This is a genomic window from Paenibacillus sp. VTT E-133291, assembly GCF_002264395.1.
GTDB classification, from domain to species: Bacteria; Bacillota; Bacilli; order Paenibacillales; family Paenibacillaceae; genus Paenibacillus_AQ; species Paenibacillus_AQ nitricinens.
Map to the genome: position 1 here is coordinate 10,678 of NZ_NFVA01000013.1, position 18,758 is coordinate 29,435.

The window sequence follows — 18,758 nt, forward strand, 5'->3', positions numbered from 1 at the left end:
ACCTTTTGCAAAGCCTCACTTTGTGAGGATGTTTTGAAAATATAAGAAAGTATAGGTTTTACCCTATCCATTATCCTTATATTTCTACGAGAAACGGTTATCGTCTTTAGAAGATGACAACGTCGTTTCTTCTTGGGTTGTAACTAAAGTATATTCATGGGGATGGGGGATATGTGATTTCTTATTCGCTGATCTCATCCACGGTCAATGTATAACTGTTCGACTGGCTCTCGCCAGCATATTCACGTCCATCCAAATTGAAAGAATATTGAGCGGTTACTAAGCCTTTAAGGAAACGGATCATTACATGTTCACTTACCCTGACAAAATAATGGATGTTTACAGTAGCAGCACCTTTGACTGTCCCTAGCGACAAGATACCGTTAAATGAAGATTGTGGATTTGGAATTCCGTCAATCACAATACTGCTAGGATCAATAAGACATTCCTCCGGTGATAGCCGATCAAGGGATATTTTTGCTGGCCAATTCCCACTATTCGTTAGGGAGACCCAGCACTGGACATGTTCTCCTTCTTCCACAAGGGTAGGCTTTGCATGAGTTTCGAGAGAAATCACAGGTGTGACGATTAAGGTAGTAACGGTATTGGAACGAGAGGTTTGTCTTACTGTTCGTCCGTCCGGGAGTACAAAAGTATACTGAACACTTCCATGGTTTTGTACAGCTCCGATGGCCTGAATGTTTATAGCTGCGGGGACGCTCACTTGAAAGACTACGACTGCTGAAGTTCCGCCTCTTAAAGTACCAAGCTGAATGCCGTCTGCGGGACGGGCTCCTTTTTGCATGACTCCATTTAACAGAACACTATCCCATACGAAAAGAGTGCCGGGAGGAATAGCATCCGTCAGGATTGCATTTACGGCCAAGTTCCCGCTGTTGCTTACAGTTAGTTCATATCTTAGGTTGTCACCTGGAGCTGCTGTAACATGATCTACTCTCTTGCTGATGGTGACACCTGCCAGAACAAGTGAGACAACGACGGTGTTACTCTCGGTTATATTGGGATCGTCATCGACGGTATAAATGACAGTTGCCCGATTAGTCAGGTCCAAGGATGGAGGGATCTCAGTCACTCGAACACGAAAAGAAATATCAATACTTAGGTCTTTATCAAGCTGACCGATTCCTATTCCTTGCATAGGATCTGATTCTGGATAATAGACTCCACCTGCAATGACGCTCCCTGGAATGAACACAGCTCCGTTCGGAATAGATATCGTTGCGCTGATTTGATTTAATAGGCTGTTACCTTCGTTCGTGAGCCGTAATGTATAGGTAACTACATCGCCTATAAAAGAGGTCGGAGTGCTTGCGGTCAACGAGGTAGAGAGCTGATACGAAAGCAAAGAAACGAATACGGAATTAGAATATAAATCCCCGTTAATGATTCTTCCCTCCGGTGTAGCAAAAGAAAAACGGCCTAGTGCTTTATTTTGTAGCACAAGCGTAGAAGGCAGTGAGATGATAACGACTTGAAAGGCGATGTTCACCTGACTCTGTGGAGCGATGGAACCTAGCGTTATGCCTGAAGACGGTGTAGCCCCTGGGAGAGGCACACCGTCTCTAAGCACGCTGTTAGAAATAAAGGATACACCCTCTGGAAGAGTGTCGTACACAGTTACCACAGCTTCTGTGTTTCCATTGTTGGAAGCTGTAATGGTATACACTAGAGTGTCACCTAATGAGGCATGGGATTTGTCTGTACTCTTCAGCAATGAAAGCACGGGGCCCACGACCGGGGTGTTAACGGTATTGGAATAGACAATGCCGTCAACACCCGCTGCCGAGTTGAAGAGTACCATAGATTGATTGGTTACGACAGGCTGGGTACGTGAGCCGGGAATCATAACGCTACTACCTGAACCTGGAAGGTGATGGTTGAGGAAGCACCAGCAGCAATCGTTCCGATGGCAATACCGGAAGCCGGGCTGCCATTAGGTCGTGGGGTTCCGTCTACAGTGATGCTGCCTGTTACAAACTGGCTGCCTGCTGGGATAGGGTCAACCATGATGACGTTATTCACAGGTGAAATTCCCAAATTGGTAACAACAATTGTATAAGTGATGATGTCGCCGACCACAGCATCTACAGAGGCAGTGCTCTTAACGACACTTACATCCGGAGAAGAAACAGGGATAATTAAGACGTTCGAAACTGAAGTTCCAGTGAGTAGACGACCATCTGGTGGTGTGAACGAGAACGTTGATGAAGCTTGATTGACTAACTGCTGCGGTGACGGAAGAGAAGCTACTGTAACCTGAAGGGTTATGGTCACTGTTATTGTGCTTCCCGGAGCAACTGCTCCAATATTTAATCCAGTAGACGGGTCGGATCCTGGTTGCGGCACTCCGTTAACAAGTACGCTATTTGGAACAAAGATAGCTCCGCTAGGAATCGTATCAGTTATGACTACATTTGCTGTGAGATTACCAGTATTCGTTACATTCAGGGAGTACGTAATCGTATCTCCGACAGTTGCAGCAGTTCTATCCGCACCTTTGATAACAACGATGATAGGCTGATAAACAGGAATAACAAGCGTATTAGAGAATGAAGATCCTGAGAATGCCCCAGATGTGAAGCTTACGGAAGCTTGGTCGGTTAACGTAGCAGGATTAGGCAGCACATTGACGATAGTGTTGAACGAGATATTGACTGAAACGCCCGGTGCAATGGTGCCGAGTGAGATGCCATTCGCAGGATTGGCATTAAGATGTGGAATACCATCAACGAGCACACTCCCAGTGACAAATGTAGATCCAGCCGGTATTGGATCACTAATATTTACGTTGTTGATGTTGGCTATTCCACTATTGGTAACCGTCATGTTGTAGGTAATAGTATCGCCAACAACGGCATCTGTAGCTGGTGAAGACTTAGTTACGATGACATTTGGTGAAGATACGGAAATCGAAGTTGAATTGGAATTGATCGAACTGTTAAATGTCCGACCATCAGGCAAGGTGTAAGCAAAGGCTACGGAAGCTTGGTTTATCAGCTGCTGGCTTGCTGGCAGTGTTGTAATGAGTACTGAGAACATGACAGACAGTGTTGCACCTGCGGATATTACACCAAGTGGAATGCCAGCTGCAGGATCTGCTCCTGGAGCCGGAGCGCCTTGAATAAGTACGCTATTAGGCACAAAAGTCGTTCCGGAAGGGATGGTATCACTTAGAGTAGCTAAAGCCCCGTAATTCCCTGTATTGGTTACGTTAATTGTATAGGTTATGGTATCACCGACGGTCGCTTGAACTGTATTGGAGCTTTTTGCTGCGGCTAGAATCGGTAAATAAATAGGCGTTGATACAATGTTAGAAAAGGCTACATTAGAGAGTACTCCTGAGGTGAAGCTAACGGTTGACTGGTTATTTAGTAGACCTGAAGGCGGCAATGAGACTGTGTTCACCGTGAAGGCTACAGTTACGGTTACACCTGGTGCGATACTGCCTAAGGTTACCCCCGTGGCAGGGCTGCCCCCCGCACGAGGCACACCATTAACAAGAACACTGCCGGATACAAATGTAGTACCCGCAGGAAGGGCATCCGTGAAGACGGCGTTATTCACCGTTTCAATTCCGTTATTGGTAATCGTAACCGTATAGGTAATCGTATCACCCACCGTTGTTGATGTGGTAGGTGTAGATTTTACTACAGCCAGATTTGGTGAAGAGACAGGGATAGTAATTGTATTGGATAGGACGGAACTACCAAGTGTGCGGCCGTCAGGCAATGTGAAGCTATAGGCTACGGTACCCTGATTGACCAACTGCTGAGGATTGGGCAGTGAGGTGATATCAACAGTGAATACTACTGCAGTAGTGGCACCGGGTGCAATAACTCCAGCTGGAATCCCCGTAGATGGATCCGCTTGCGCTAAGGGGAGTCCATTAATGAGTACACTATTCGGAACGAAGGTAGTACCCGCAGGAATATTGTCCGTAATGATTAAGCTTGCCGGATAGTTCCCTGTGTTGCTCACGGTCAGGGTGTAGCTAACAGCGTCACCTGTTGTAGCGTTATTCGTACTTGCTGTTTTGACGACCGAGATGTTCGGCTGGTACACAGGAATGGTAACTGTATTGGAGAAAGTCGAACCGGAAAAAACACCTGATGTAAAGGTTACAGATGCCTTATTGATAAGTGAAGCAGTAGGAGGAACAGAGGTCACGATAACACTGTATGCAACTAGAGTCGAAGCTCCAGGCGCTAGGGTACCAATTGATATCCCCGAAGAAGGGTTCAGGTTTGGAAAAGGCACTCCATTCACGGATACGCTACCTGTTACAAAAGCAGCACCGGTTGGTGTTGGATCATTAAGTATTACGCTATTGACAGCTTCTATACCGCTATTTGTAATATTTACGTTATAAGTGACCGTATCTCCGATCGCTACGGAAGTTGAGGTTGAGCTTTTGGCAACGATGATGTTAGGAGCTGAGACTTGTAGTGTGACTGTATTAGATACAGCATTTCCGCTTAAAGGTCTACCGTCAGGAGGGGTAAAGGTAAAGCTTGCAGAAGCTTGATTGCTGATTTGTTGTGGTGATGGCAGCGTCACGATATTAACAGAGAAGCTAACAGGGATACTGGCCCCTGGCGCCACACTGCCTACAGCTATGCCGGTATCGGGCGCTGCACCTGGCTGCGGCATGCCTCCTACAATAACACTGTTAGGATTAAAGACAGTTCCAACAGGAATGTTATCGGTTAAAGTTACATTTGCAGCAAGATTACCTGTATTACTTACAACCACCGTGTAGATGACTGTATCACCTACAACCAGTGCATCGGCATCTCCATCTCCATCGACTGCACTTTTTAATAAGGAGATCTGTGGTTGAGTGACTGGTGTGCTAGTAATGTTAGATGAAGAAGAACCGGAGAATACACCGGATGTAAAACTGACGGATGACTGATTATTAATCTGTGATGGTATCGGCATCGTTATCCTCACCTCGAATGTTACGGTAGCTGTGGCGCCTGGACCCAGACTACCGATTGGAATGCCGGCGGACGGAACTGCTAGCGGCTGGGTAATGCCGCCTACAATTACGGTTCCGGGAATAAAAGCTGCATTCTCAGGCAGTGGATCGCTGAGAATGATGTTGCTAACTGTAGCAATACTGTTGTTCGTCAATACAGAGGTGAATGTAAGGATATCACCTGTAACGGCGTCAGTAGCATTCACGCTTTTAATGACACTGACGTTAGGTGCAGAAACAGGGACAGAGAGCGTATTCGACACTACATTTCCTCCAAGTTGACGCCCATCTGGGAGGGTGTAGCTATATGTTGCTGAAGCGGAGTTTAGCAACACCTGTGTAGGTGGTAATGCAGTTATCGTGACCAGAAAGCTTACGGACACACTGTCACCTGGTGCCAATGGGCCTACAGGAATGCCGGTTACAGGATTGTAGCCGGGTAAAGGTGTTCCACCTATGATTACACTATTAGCGTTAAATACAGCTTGGGGTGGAAGCGTATCAGTCAATAGTAGTGTGGTTGCAATATTTCCTGTATTGCTAATGAGGATCGAGTAAGACAAAGATCCCCCAACGGATGCCTGAGCTGTATTCGCGCTTTTGACCATACTAATGATCGGTTGATAAACAGGAGTTACTACTGTATTCGAGAGTGAGGAACCGGTAAAGGCACCGGAGGTGAAAGAAGCGCTGGCTCTGTTTGCAAACTGTGCTGGATTTGGTAAAGAAGAAACGTTCACTTTAAAAGAAAGTGTTGTAGAGTTGCCTGCAGCGATACTACTAATAGATATTCCTGTATTTGGATTTGCGGCTGGCACCGATGAGCCGCCAACAATAACGCTACCTGCTACAAAGGTGCCTCCAGTAGGAATGGGGTCAGAGACGACGATGTTACTCACAGCTACGCTACTTGTGTTGGACACTGTGATTGTGTAAGTCAGATTCTCTCCGACTGCGACATCTGCAACGCTTGCGGTTTTGCTTAGCGTAACATTAGGGGCAGAGACAGGGATGCTGACGGTGTTTGATTGGCTAGTTCCGGATAAGGATCTGCCGCTTGGTAATTGGTAGGTGTAACTGCTACTGGCTAGATTGTTCAGAACAGGTGGTGAAGGAAGAGATTGGACAGTGACTAGAAATGTTACGGGCACAACAGTTCCTAAGGCCACTGTACCTAGATTAATGCCTGTAAGTGGAGAATCTGTTGGTCGTGCGACTCCGTTTACAGTCACACTACCCGATACAAAGGTAGCCCCTGAGGGAATATTGTCGGTTAAGGTTACAGCAGCTCCAATATTTCCAGAATTCTGAACATTTAACGTATAAAGAACATTGCCACCTACGGTTGCACTAGCGGTGTTCGAGCTTTTAACAATTTGAATGCTGGGTTGATATACTGGAGTCGTAGTTGTGTTGGAAAGTGAAATACCAGTAAAGGCTCCTGAACTGTAGGATGCTGTAGACTTGTTTAATAGCTGTGCTGGACTAGGCAATGAGATAACATTGACCTGAAAGGTGACGGTAACCGAACTCCCTGCAGCGATTGAACCAACAGTAATACCTGTTCCTGGATTTGCAGAGGGTTGTGACGTCCCTGCAACTGTAACACTTCCCGAAACCAGTGAAGTCCCAGTGGGTATGGTGTCTGTAAGGATGACATTAGTAACTGCTTCGATCCCGTTGTTAGTGATAACGGAGGTATAAAGGAGTGTATCGCCAACAGCGACATCAGCAAATCCTGCGCTTTTGACCACGGCAACATTAGGGAGTCTCACTGGAATAGACAAAGTATTGGATGAGGCTGATCCAGCAATAATTCGCCCATCTGGAACCTGAAAGGTATAAGCAGCGCTTGCTTGGTCGACCAGTTGCGGTGGAGATGGAAGGCTGTTGACTAAGACACGAAATTGAACAGTAGAGCTGCCTCCAGCAGCGATCGTCCCAATAGCAATTCCTGTAGCTGGATTTCCAGCGACAGGAGATCCATTGACGGTAAAGCTACCTGCAACATAAGAGCTCCCCGTAGGAATATTATCCGTAACTGTTGTTAGCGCACCGATATTACCAGTGTTGGTGATTTGAAGTGTATAGGTAATTTGATCTCCGACGGTCGCATTTGCAGTATTTGCTGATTTTACAATGTTAAGGATGGGCGAATATACGGGTAAAGTTACCGTATTGGATGGAATGACCCCCGTCATGATAGAACCGCCAGCTACACTTTGAAATGTAAAAGCAGCATTTGCGGTGTTAGCGATATTCTGCGGACTTGGTGGTAATGAAGTGACTTTAGCTTGATATGTAACCGTTATTGAAGTGCTCAGAGCCAATGACCCCAAAGAGATTCCTGCTGTAATGTCAAAGGTGGGCCTTGCGACGCCGGCCACTACAACGCTTCCGGTGACAAAGGTCGATCCTGCTGGCAGCGCATCTGATAAAACGACGCTAGCCGCACTCGCTGTTCCAGTATTACTGACGATTACAGTGTAAGTTACCGTATCTCCGACAATCGGACCGGACACATTGGCACTTTTAGTAACGTTTATTTTAGGTGCATTAATATCTACTTGTATGGCATTTCCATTAAGTACATAAGCATCACCGGAGGTAGTTAATTGTAAAATCGCTGAAGACTGATTATTTGCAAGTCTGGCTGACACGTCGACATTAGTAATGTCCCAGCCTTGTCGGCCACCGATGATGTTGGTGCCGGGATTTCCGTTTGTTTGATTGCGATTTCCGAATGTTCCAGTGGTATCCAGTACACCTAGATCGTTGTTAATCTGTGAAGCGAAGAAGTTGTTGGAAAAGTTATTGGGTCCTGATAAAGCTACGAGCGTTGTTGATGTAGGCCCGAACAATGCCTGGTCTCCCGAACGGTTCGCATCACCCTCCTGTGCGCTAAATAGTGCCCTACCTCCAAGTGCACCTGTAATTGGAGTTGCAAAGCCTGTTATTGTAGTAGAGACTGGTGCTGAAGTTGCCTGTACAAGTATTGCACCTGCCCGTAAGGACATATTACGGAAGGGCAAGGATGTATTTTGATAGATTACACCAAGTGTCCAGCCCGCATGGTTAGCTGTGGAATCACTAGGAATAACGATCGTGCCAACTACACCACCAGTGGTGTAGGTTCCGGCACCGCCTTGTGAAATAATACTGGTGACATTAGCAGAACGAACATATGCAGATGCGCCATTTCCTAAATCAACAGTATTACTAGTTACTGCATCGGGAGTTATGCTGAACGTACTCCCGGCAGGATTTATCAAAGAGACAGGGTTGTTTATTGCTGCACTGAGGTTTACGGTTCCATTGATATAGGTTCCGCCCCATATCAGCTCTGCATATAGCACAGTGCTGCCTGATGGCAGGACCAGTATAGCGGATGAACTGTTGCTCGTATAAAGACTTGTAGTTCCATTGGGATAGGTGCCAAAAATAGATGTAGTGTTAACAGTGGTGAAACCGCCGATGCTGTCTAGTGTCCCTGGCACTCCGACCGTATCGGAGCGACTAAGTCCAAGTGTGTTGCCCGTAAATGTGATAGCACCGGTCGCATTGATCGTTGCCCGTACGACTAGTGGAATGATTCTCACCTCCTTCGAGGTTAATTTGCTTTTAAAAAAGTGAACCGTCCCATAATCAGGACGGCACAGTTAATACCTGTATGTTAGCCTATGATGTAATTCGGGTATAATTGTATGTCCCATCAATAAATTATAGGAAATTTTGTCTATCGTGTGATTTTAGCCTGCGTTTCATAAGAACACGGGGTTCAGCGTAATGCCCTCTACTCATCATTTCCAGCTCATGAATAGAAATTTCTGCCTTGATTACGGTGAAATGGTACATGATCTCATGCACAACATTGGCTTGAAGCGTCTTTAGTATTTCTAGTTCTTCTGTTTCATAAAGTGGATCTTCATAAGGGTATTGATAGAAAAGCTCCATCCGCATTAACCGAAAATCGAACGGCGGCACAGGGATTGGATAGTCAGGAATCGATGGGCATACTGGACCGGACGGGGGCTGAAAAAAGGATCCTGTGAAATACCTCGGAGTATATTCATCAAACTTCTGCTTAAAGGAAGGATTGGACATATGAACAAAACTGTGGGCATACGGGGCCAGAATACAAACAATGGCTTTGTGGATGCAAATTCTGTGAATTTCCGACATAGCCGCGGATAAATCGTCGATATAGGGTAGTACACGACTAGCCATTACAAACTCAGCGGTATTGTCCGGTAAAGGGATGCCTTGGCTAATGTCACAGACAATATCCACCTCGGGACCCGCGATACGATCGATTCCGAGATAACCTGCTTCTTTACTGGATCCGCAGCCGATATCGATTCTCAAGGGGACCACTCCTTAGGGATAAATCAGGCTCAACACTATTGTATTAATCTCGCTTCAGCCTGCATCCGGCGGATGCCTATTAAAAAATGGAAGTTATTAAAAAGTAATGTATTATGAAACCTTAGCAGAGTTGAAAACGTTTATAGAGTAGGCTTGTCAAAATGACTTTGAAAATAACCGCTAAACATAGAGGAGGCAATCACCATGAAAAAACAACGTTCCTTACCCGCCATAGCTGCAATAGCAGCATTAACACTAGCCCTAACCGCTTGCGGCGCTACTAATAATTCGGCACAGCCGTCTGCAGAACCAACTGCAACAGCTTCTCCAGTACCAACAGAGGAGAGCACAAGCACACCCGTACCTACAGAAAGTACGAGTACAACTGCACCCACAGAGAATCCTAGTACTCCAGCGCCCAAACCTACTACAAATCCAGAAGCCAAAATTCTTAAAGGAACAGGCGTTTACGTCGGACAAATAGATAGTCATTCTGTTGAGATTGAGACCAAAGAAGGTCCTACGGCTTTTGAGATCACAGCTGGTATGGAGAGCGTTCTTGAGAAGTTAAATACGGATGATGCTGTAGTTTTTGAATATGTAGAAAAAGCAGTGGATGGCGATGCTACAGTTAAACAGCGGATCCTTTCGAAACTATCCCTTGCAAAATAAAGAACTTTATCATTATAGGAATAATAAAAGGGCTGCCCTGATTAAATTCAGGAACAGCCCTTTTATTATGGAATCTGATAGAAACGTTATAACGTCCCGGCATTGACTAAGAAAATAGTAATAAGCAACATAAAGAGTAAGAGAATCACACCATTAATGATTGTGCCTATGATACCGAACACTTTCCGTCTCTTCCGGATGGAAAGTCCAATAATGCCGATGACAACACCAATTACATTAAGAGCTGAAAGAATAATAACAGTCATTCCAAGAAGCATGATGGACTGCGAGGATTCGGCTAGTAGATTCGAATTCTCGTTAACCATGGAAGAAGCCTTCATAATAATGAAGATGAAGAGAGCTGCATAACCCATTATGGTCACGAGGCTGATGATGAAAGAAGCAATACCAGGTCCAGAGTGTTGTAGATCATGATCTGCTTTCTGGTACGAAGACGACGAACCAGCACTTGGTTGGCTCAGATCAGGTTGGGTATTTCCTACCTCTGCTGTAGGCGCGTCAGATTTTGAGAGAGAATTAAGGTTCATAGGTTGCACTCCTTGAGAGATAAGAATGAAATGTTGTTTATATCCACTTTTTCATATTGATGCTAAAAAAGCAACCCCTGATTGTGGCTAATTCGTAAATGGCTGCTGGAAAAAGCAATCGGTAATCGTTTATGATAGAAGAAGTCTAATATTAAGGAGTTGTAATCACATGCAACGGAAACTTATGGCCTGGGGGGCTGTGCTAGCAATGCTGGCAGTAGGAATAGGCGCTTTTGGCGCTCATTTATTAAAACCTGTTATTAGCGAAGAATATATGAAGGTATATGAGACGGGTGTACAGTATCATTTGGTACATGCGCTGGGTGTAATTCTGATAGCGCTGGCTGTGGGTCAATGGGGAGAAAGCACCCGGTTACGCTGGGCAGGAAGGCTATTAATAGCAGGCACGATTTTGTTCTCGGGCAGCTTGTATGTACTAAGTATTTCCGGGATTAAGGTGCTTGGAGCGATTACACCTATTGGTGGTGTATGCTTCATAGCAGGCTGGTTGTGTTTGGCTGTGGAAGCATTCTCACGCAGCAAAGAGGCATCCTAAGCGATCAAATTAAAGAAGTTGATAAATAAGCATCCGTTCCTTTTAGGGGCGGATGCTTATTTATGTAACGTATACGTTTACAGGAATTCGTCGATCTCATTTAAATTAAAGCTGTATACCTGTTTCTCATCCACGTGATAGACACTAATTGAGTTGGCCGCTTCATCAAAATTTAAAATACGACAGGGCATGGACACTTGTTTTCCGTACCGATTCGCTCGTAAGCGTACTAATTGGTTGTTCTGAATATACTGTCGAATTTTCCCGTATGCATCAGCAGGTGTCTCAATAGCTGACTGCTGTGCAGGCAATTCTGCCTGTTTATCTATCGGTTTATCGAGCTGCTTTTTAGCGGTCTTTGGAGGCAGCTTAAATGAAGTGGGAGGAGCAGAGCTTTGATTCAAGGCTAGTTTGGCAGAACGAAGCAAGCTGTCAATGGTTCTCCCTAATTCAAGACCGGAGTTAATGTTGAAATCTGTGATTTTGTCATTATTGTTCAACATTTCAAGCAGATATTGCAATGCAAGCGGGTTGGTACGGGCATTAATCAGGATGTCGACATTAAATAAATAGTTGCCGTCTGTGTGTTGTAGTTTCTCGTCCATAGATCCCCCAGCTTTTCGTTTGAACATTTCTTTACAATTATAAGAATGTAAATAAACTATAACATTAAACAAGTAATAATCATATACCTGACATTAGAGAAAATGGGACCAAGGTACTGTGTTTTTTACGAAAAGCCTAGGACTACCAACTGCACATCAGCAGGGAGTGAAGCATACATATACATCGTGGTTGGTGAATAAAGGAGGTGCTGCTATTGGTTACTATGGAGCCCATTATCGTAGGTGAACATACGCTGATCGGGGTAGAGGTTAAGCTTCCGAAAACAACGCTGCTCTCAATCAACACAAGCCGAGGGTATATAATGTGTGGTGCGCTGGATGTTGGTTTGCTCAATGAAAAGCTTAGTGATCGGAATATTATCGCAGCCAGGGCGGTTGGTGTACGTACGCTGTCCCAGCTGTTAGCTGCCCCATTGGAATCGGTTACCATTGAAGCGGAGCGTCTAGGTATCGTACCCGGTATGACGGGTGCGGATGCATTACTTCTCATGGTCTGAGTGAACCATCTTACAAAATCCAAAACACAAGAGGCCAATGGCCTCTTGTGTTTTTTTTGGAAAGAATTACAAATTGAACATTATAGAGAGTGTCTCTAGTGTAAATAATTGAAACAGAGATATTATGGAAGGGTACTTCTTGTTTCGTCTTACATGCTAAGGGGTAAATTAAGAATAGACAAGTTGCTGCCGGACGAAGGATTAAGCAGCCCGGTAAATATAAAGGATAAGGATGGGATCATCTCATGGCTAAAGCATCTAATAAAGTAAATACAACTTCATTGGAACAAATTATGAATCGTCAGGTTGCTAACTTGAATGTACTGTACGTTAAAATCCATAATTTTCATTGGTACGTAAAGGGAGAACAATTCTTCTCTCTTCACGTGAAATTTGAGGATCTATATAATGAAGTGACGCTGCAAATGGATGAAGTTGCAGAGCGTCTGCTAAGCATCAAGGGAAGTCCCGCTGCGACGATGAAAGAATATCTGGAATTGGCAACGATTCAAGAAGCTACGGGTAAAGAGGATACACGTGGAATGGTCCAGTCTCTGATTGAAGACTTCGCTACTATTTCTGAAGAGTTGACAGAAGGCATTGAGCTTGCTGAGGAAATTAAGGATCAGCCAACCTCCGACATGTTTATTAAAATTCGTGGTGATCTTGAGAAACATCAATGGATGCTGCGTTCCTTTCTTAGCTAAACGATAAAGCGCATGAAATAAGGCTTCCTGCGGGAGGTCTTATTTTTTGCGTTAACCTGATCATCATTGTGTTGTACTTGGAGTCAACGCTAAAAATAGCGAAATTATGCGGTATATCATAGGCAAAATAAAAAGAGATATTTGTAAAAAAACAGGCTTTGTTATAAAATTGTTGAGAATCATTGATAATCATTGTGATTCAATTTATAATAATTATAATGTGATATAGAATCTAATTGTGCTGGGAATCAGGATCATCCTGTTTCAATACAACTTTTGATTTCGCAAATCGATCAATGGAGGGAATAATATTATGGCAGCAGATTTTGTCATTGAGGGACTTAAAGCGACGATTGAGGGAAAAGAGATTTTGAAGGGGATTAACCTTCAAATGAAAGGTGGCGAAATTCACGCCATCATGGGACCAAACGGTACAGGTAAAAGTACCTTGGCGTCAGCTCTTATGGGTCACCCTAAATATGAAGTGACTGAAGGAACAGCAACACTTGAAGGTGAAGATCTTCTGGAGATGGCGGTTGATGAACGCGCACGTGCAGGTCTTTTCCTTGCTATGCAATACCCAAGTGAAATTTCTGGAGTAACAAACTCCGATTTCTTGCGCTCTGCCATTAATGCCCGTCGTGAAGAGGGAAGCGAAATTTCTTTGATTCGTTTTATCCGTCTTATGGAAGCGAAGATGAAAGAACTGGACATGAATCCTGAGTTCCTACACCGTTACCTGAACGAAGGCTTCTCCGGTGGTGAGAAGAAACGTAACGAAATTCTACAAATGATGATGCTAGATCCAAAAATCGTGATTCTGGACGAAATTGACTCTGGTCTTGATATTGATGCTTTGAAAATTGTTGCCGAAGGCGTAAACTCCATGCGGAGTGAAGATCGCGGCTTCCTGGTTATTACCCACTATCAACGTCTCTTGAACTACATCAAACCTGATTTTGTACATGTTATGATGCAAGGTAGAATTGTCAAATCCGGTGGTCCTGAGCTTGCACAACGTCTGGAAGCTGAAGGCTACGAGTGGATTAAAGAAGAACTCGGAATCGAAGACGAAACAGTAGGGCAAGACGCGTAAGAAACGCCAGGAAGGAGGAGAACACTTATGACGACACAGACCATTCTTCCGGTGGATGCCGAGCGCTTGAGCGAATTATCGCATAGTAGCGGCGAACCGGGTTGGCTGAAAGAAAGCCGCTTGAAAGCACTTGAACTGGCAGCTACTCTGACACTGCCTAAATTAGAGAAGACACGGATCGATCGTTGGAATGTGAACAATTATGGTAGCTACAAAGCAAGCGAAACCATTGCTTCACTGAAGGATGCACCTGCTTCCATTTCCTCCTTGATCAAGGATCAGGAAGAAGGCAGTCTGATTATTCAACGTAACTCTGGTGCAGTATATACACGACTAGCGCCTGAACTTGCAGCACAGGGTGTTATTTTTACCGATCTGCAAACAGCTGTTAAAGAGCATGGAGATTTGGTACAACGGTACCTGCATAAGGCAATTCAACCTGACGAGCATTCAATCGCTGCGCTTCATGCAGCATTATGGAACGGTGGAGTATTCCTCTATGTTCCTAAGAATGTAGTGGTTGAAACTCCACTTCAGGCGGTGCTGTTAACAGATGATGCGGAAGCTTCGTTTGTTCCTCACATTCTTGTTGTAGCGGATACTAATAGTTCCCTGACATATGTAGACAACTATGTGTCGGATAAAGAGGAAGCTGGCTTGCACAATGGTGCTGTAGAAGTATTCGTGGGTGCAGGCGCTAAAGTACGTTATGCTACAGTGCATCAGCTGGGCGTGGATACAACAGATGTGACTTACCGCCGCGCTGTTGTTGAGAATGACGGAACGATCGAATGGATTGTTGGAGAGATGAACTATGGTGATACAGCAAGTGATACCAAGTCTGTGCTTAAAGGTAATGGCTCTAGCTCGGATGCTAAAGTAATTGCTGTGGGTACGGGATCACAGAAACTGAATTACACTACTCAAGCTCAGCATTTCGGCAAAAATACCCCAAGTGACATGATCACTCGTGCGGTTATGCGTGATAATGCGACTTCTATCATCAACGGAATTACCAAGATCGAGAAAGGTGCTACAAGAGCCGACGGTCAGCAAACGGAGAAAGTATTGATGCTGAGTCCAAAAGCCCGTGGTGACGCCAATCCGATCCTGCTGATTGATGAAGATGATGTTACAGCAGGCCATGCCGCTTCCGTAGGACAGGTCAATCACGAGCAAGTCTTTTACCTGATGTCCCGCGGAATTACACGGCATGATGCAGAAACTCTGATCATCTATGGCTTCTTGGCTCCTGTTGTGTCGCAAATTCCACTAGAGGGACTGCGCAATCAGCTCCAATCTCTTGTGGAAAGGAAGTTAGGTCAATGATTAGCAATGCCATCCGGGAGCAATTTCCCATACTGAACCAGAATGTGAACGGACATCCACTGGTCTATCTGGACAGTGCTGCTACTTCACAGAAGCCTCGTCAAGTGATTGAGGCGGTCAAGTCGTATTATGAGTGGGATAACGCCAACGTACACCGTGGCGTCCATACTCTAGGCAGCCGTGCAACAGATGCCTACGAGGGAGCCCGGGAGAAGCTAGCTAAGTTTATTAACGCCCGCAGCACTAAAGAAATCATCTTTACGCGCGGCACAACCACTGCCCTAAATCTTGTTGCCTCTTCTTACGGGCCATCTGCAGTGGGTGAAGGCGATGAAATTGTCATCACCCTGATGGAGCATCATAGTAATTTGATCCCTTGGCAGCAGCTAGCTAAGAAGACAGGTGCTACTTTAAAATATATACCGTTGCAACCTGACGGAACGATTACGCTTCAAGATGCTGAGAAGACGATTACGGATAAAACTAAGATCGTTGCTATCGCTTATGTATCTAATGTTATGGGAGTAACTCATCCGATTAAAGAGCTTGCGGCAATTGCTCATCGTAACGGTGCGGTAATTGTCGTAGACGGCGCACAGAGCACACCTCATATGAAGGTTGATATGCAGGATCTGGATTGTGATTTCTATGCACTTTCCGGACATAAAATGCTAGCACCGACTGGAATTGGAGCTTTGTACGGCAAAAGAGCACTTTTGGAAGCTATGGAGCCTGTTGAGTTCGGTGGCGAAATGATTGATGATGTCGGTCTCTACGAATCGACATGGAAGGAACTCCCTTGGAAGTTCGAGGGAGGCACACCGATCATTGCGGGTGCTGTTGGATTAGGTGCGGCAGTAGATTTCTTGCAAGAAATCGGCATGGATGCGATTCACAGCCATGAGAAGCAGCTTGCAGCATACGCAGAGCAACGTCTATCTGAAATAGATGGTTTAACTATTTATGGTCCTCACAATCGTGAGGTTGGCGTTGTCACCTTTAATCTGGGTGACGTTCACCCGCATGATGTCGCTACAGTACTAGATGCGGAGGGTATTGCCATCCGTGCTGGTCATCACTGCTGTCAGCCGCTGATGCGCTGGCTGGAAGCCAGTTCAACAGCACGTGCGAGCTTTTACCTGTATAACACCGAGCAGGATGTAGATCGACTGGTGGACGCTTTAATCAAGACAAAGGAGTACTTCGGCTATGAACTTGGATGACTTGTACAGACGCGTAATTATGGATCATTATAAAAGTCCTCGGAATCGTGGTTCATTTGAAGATGATGCTCTGAAAATTGAACTGAATAACCCAACTTGTGGTGACCGTATTACACTTCAGCTTAAGGTAGAGGATGGAATCGTAAAAGATGCCCGTTATAACGGTGAAGGTTGTTCGATCAGTATGTCATCGGCTTCGATGATGACTGAGGCGATCAAAGGACAAACGGTTGAACGTGCGCTTGAACTAGCTGATAACTTCTCCTTACTGATGAAGGGTGAAGATGTGGATTTTGGAGAGTATGAAGATATCGAAGCCCTATCGGGTGTGAATAAATTTCCTGCGCGGATCAAATGCGCAACACTGGCTTGGAACGCACTTCGTAAAGGAATTGACGAAGAAGAGCAACATAAATAATAGTAGAACAAGGAGGCTGACACCATGGCTAAGAAAGCGCCTGATATGGAAGAATACCAGTACGGGTTCCGTGATGAGCATAAGTCGATATTCCAGTCTGGTAAAGGTTTGACGGCCGAAATTGTTAAAGAAATTTCAGCAATCAAAAATGAACCACAGTGGATGCTTGATTTCCGCTTAAAATCCCTTGAACAGTTCCGTAAAATGCCAATGCCTACATGGGGCGGCAATATGGACGATTTAGATTTTGAGGATATTCAATATTATGTAAGACCTTCCGAGAAACAAGGGAAGACCTGGGAAGAAGTTCCTTCCGAAATCAAGGAAACCTTTGATAAGCTGGGTATTCCTGAAGCGGAACAGAAGTTCCTCGCCGGCGTCTCGGCACAATATGAATCTGAGGTTGTATACCACAGCATGCAGAAGAGCCTTGAAGATCAAGGGGTTATTTTTACAGATACCGATACTGCACTGCGTGAACATCCTGAACTTCTTAAGAAGTTCTTCGGGACGATCATCCCTCCAACCGATAATAAATTTGCAGCACTTAATAGTGCAGTTTGGTCAGGCGGAAGCTTCATCTACGTTCCTAAAGGTGTGAAATGTGAAGTTCCTTTGCAGGCTTACTTCCGTATTAACTCCGAGAACATGGGACAATTTGAGCGTACCTTGATCCTCGCTGACGAAGACAGCTTCGTGCATTATGTAGAAGGTTGTACAGCGCCAATCTATAGCACGAATTCTCTGCATAGTGCGGTTGTTGAAATCTTGTGTATGAAGAACTCACGCGTTCGTTATACTACGATTCAGAACTGGGCTCCAAACATCTACAACCTCGTTACTAAACGTGCGGTTGCAGAAGAGAATGCTACGATGGAATGGGTCGATGGCAACATCGGTTCCAAGCTGACTATGAAATACCCTGCGGTTGTTCTTAAAGGCCGTGGAGCTAAAGGTTCAGTGCTGTCCATCGCGGTAGCGGGTAAAGGCCAGCATCAGGATGCAGGCGCCAAGATGATCCATTTGGCTCCAGACACAACTTCCACCATTGTATCGAAATCAATTAGTAAGCACGGCGGTAAAGTGACTTATCGTGGTCTTGCTTCCTTCGGCCGTCAGGCAGAAGGTGCGAAATCGAACATCAAATGTGATACACTCATTTTGGATAACGAATCCACTTCGGATACGATTCCTTACAATGAAATCATGAACGATAACATCGTTCTTGAGCACGAAGCAACGGTATCCAAAGTTTCTGAGGAGCAGCTGTTCTATCTAATGAGCCGCGGCCTAACAGAAGCTGAGGCAACTCAAATGATCGTTATGGGCTTCATCGAACCGTTCACCAAAGAACTGCCGATGGAATATGCAGTCGAAATGAACCGTTTGATCAAATTCGAAATGGAGGGAAGTATCGGTTAACCTTGATTTATCAAGGTTCCGGCTTCACTCTAATAAGTAATACAAAATACGTATTCGCAGTGATCTTGATGCTTTTATGCTCAAGTCACTCGTATACGTATTTTTTTATTGGAAATTGAAGTGAGGTTTTCATTTGAGAGGCCTAAAATCCAAATTTTATGCAAAAAAGCATGATAAAAGTTTTTTTTGGAGGGGGCGGTCACATTAAGGATTATGATGTTTCTTAATTCAACAGCATTAAGGAGGAAACTCGAGTATTTTAAGACAATGATGGTCGTTTATCACCTATATATGGGT

The 18,758-nt window shown here is 44.9% G+C and carries 14 protein-coding genes; 9 read left to right on the top strand and 5 right to left on the bottom strand.

The features are described 5' to 3' along the window. Positions 1 to 181: 181 nt before the first annotated feature. From CA598_RS08130 to CA598_RS08140, 3 genes are all read right to left on the bottom strand, one after another. Positions 182 to 1,867 (bottom strand): DUF11 domain-containing protein, encoded by a 1,686-nt coding sequence (locus tag CA598_RS08130; RefSeq protein WP_094876183.1) that lies wholly within the window; start codon positions 1,865 to 1,867, stop codon positions 182 to 184. Beyond that, positions 1,864 to 8,601, bottom strand: a complete 6,738-nt coding sequence (locus CA598_RS08135) for a DUF7507 domain-containing protein (RefSeq protein WP_094876184.1) — start codon at positions 8,599 to 8,601, stop codon at positions 1,864 to 1,866. The genes CA598_RS08130 and CA598_RS08135 overlap by 4 nt, the downstream gene beginning before the upstream one ends. 121 nt (positions 8,602 to 8,722) lie before the next feature. Continuing rightward, positions 8,723 to 9,367: a methyltransferase domain-containing protein gene (locus CA598_RS08140; RefSeq protein WP_094876185.1), complete on the bottom strand. Its 645-nt coding sequence runs from the start codon at positions 9,365 to 9,367 to the stop codon at positions 8,723 to 8,725. Between the two features lie 204 nt (positions 9,368 to 9,571). Here CA598_RS08140 and CA598_RS08145 point away from each other — a divergent pair, with 204 nt between their 5' ends. Beyond that, a complete protein-coding gene (locus tag CA598_RS08145) occupies positions 9,572 to 10,039 on the top strand; it encodes a hypothetical protein (protein WP_094870363.1) in 468 nt (155 codons plus the stop codon). A gap of 86 nt (positions 10,040 to 10,125) precedes the next feature. Here the strand turns inward: CA598_RS08145 and CA598_RS08150 are convergent, their stop codons facing one another. Then, complete coding sequence (locus tag CA598_RS08150) at positions 10,126 to 10,587, bottom strand: hypothetical protein (protein WP_094870364.1); 462 nt, start codon at positions 10,585 to 10,587, stop codon at positions 10,126 to 10,128. A gap of 169 nt (positions 10,588 to 10,756) precedes the next feature. Here CA598_RS08150 and CA598_RS08155 point away from each other — a divergent pair, with 169 nt between their 5' ends. Next, the gene (locus tag CA598_RS08155) at positions 10,757 to 11,143 is read left to right on the top strand and encodes a DUF423 domain-containing protein (RefSeq protein WP_094870365.1); all 387 of its coding nucleotides are present in this window, start codon (positions 10,757 to 10,759) and stop codon (positions 11,141 to 11,143) included. 77 nt (positions 11,144 to 11,220) lie between these two features. Here CA598_RS08155 and CA598_RS08160 read toward each other — a convergent pair whose 3' ends face one another. After that, positions 11,221 to 11,748, bottom strand: coding sequence for a hypothetical protein (locus CA598_RS08160; RefSeq protein WP_094870366.1), 528 nt, complete (start codon positions 11,746 to 11,748; stop codon positions 11,221 to 11,223). Between the two features lie 215 nt (positions 11,749 to 11,963). Here CA598_RS08160 and CA598_RS08165 point away from each other — a divergent pair, with 215 nt between their 5' ends. The 7 genes from CA598_RS08165 (at position 11,964) to sufB (ending at position 18,461) form a co-directional block, all read left to right on the top strand. Beyond that, positions 11,964 to 12,266 (top strand): YunC family protein, encoded by a 303-nt coding sequence (locus tag CA598_RS08165; RefSeq protein ID WP_094876186.1) that lies wholly within the window; start codon positions 11,964 to 11,966, stop codon positions 12,264 to 12,266. Positions 12,267 to 12,511: 245 nt separating this feature from the next. Continuing rightward, positions 12,512 to 12,973, top strand: a complete 462-nt coding sequence (locus tag CA598_RS08170; RefSeq protein WP_094870368.1) for a Dps family protein — start codon at positions 12,512 to 12,514, stop codon at positions 12,971 to 12,973. A gap of 313 nt (positions 12,974 to 13,286) precedes the next feature. After that, positions 13,287 to 14,069, top strand: a complete 783-nt coding sequence (gene sufC, locus CA598_RS08175; RefSeq protein ID WP_042186351.1) for a Fe-S cluster assembly ATPase SufC — start codon at positions 13,287 to 13,289, stop codon at positions 14,067 to 14,069. A gap of 27 nt (positions 14,070 to 14,096) precedes the next feature. Beyond that, entirely contained in the window at positions 14,097 to 15,398 is a 1,302-nt protein-coding gene (gene sufD, locus CA598_RS08180; protein WP_094876187.1) for a Fe-S cluster assembly protein SufD, read from the top strand. Further along, complete coding sequence (locus CA598_RS08185) at positions 15,395 to 16,621, top strand: cysteine desulfurase (RefSeq protein WP_094876188.1); 1,227 nt, start codon at positions 15,395 to 15,397, stop codon at positions 16,619 to 16,621. The genes sufD and CA598_RS08185 overlap by 4 nt, the downstream gene beginning before the upstream one ends. Continuing rightward, complete coding sequence (gene sufU / locus CA598_RS08190; protein WP_094870370.1) at positions 16,608 to 17,039, top strand: Fe-S cluster assembly sulfur transfer protein SufU; 432 nt, start codon at positions 16,608 to 16,610, stop codon at positions 17,037 to 17,039. The genes CA598_RS08185 and sufU overlap by 14 nt, the downstream gene beginning before the upstream one ends. Positions 17,040 to 17,063: 24 nt before the next feature. After that, positions 17,064 to 18,461 carry a Fe-S cluster assembly protein SufB gene (gene sufB, locus CA598_RS08195; RefSeq protein WP_042186357.1) on the top strand — a complete coding sequence of 466 codons (1,398 nt, stop codon included), beginning with the start codon at positions 17,064 to 17,066 and terminating at the stop codon, positions 18,459 to 18,461. Positions 18,462 to 18,758 lie beyond the last annotated feature (297 nt).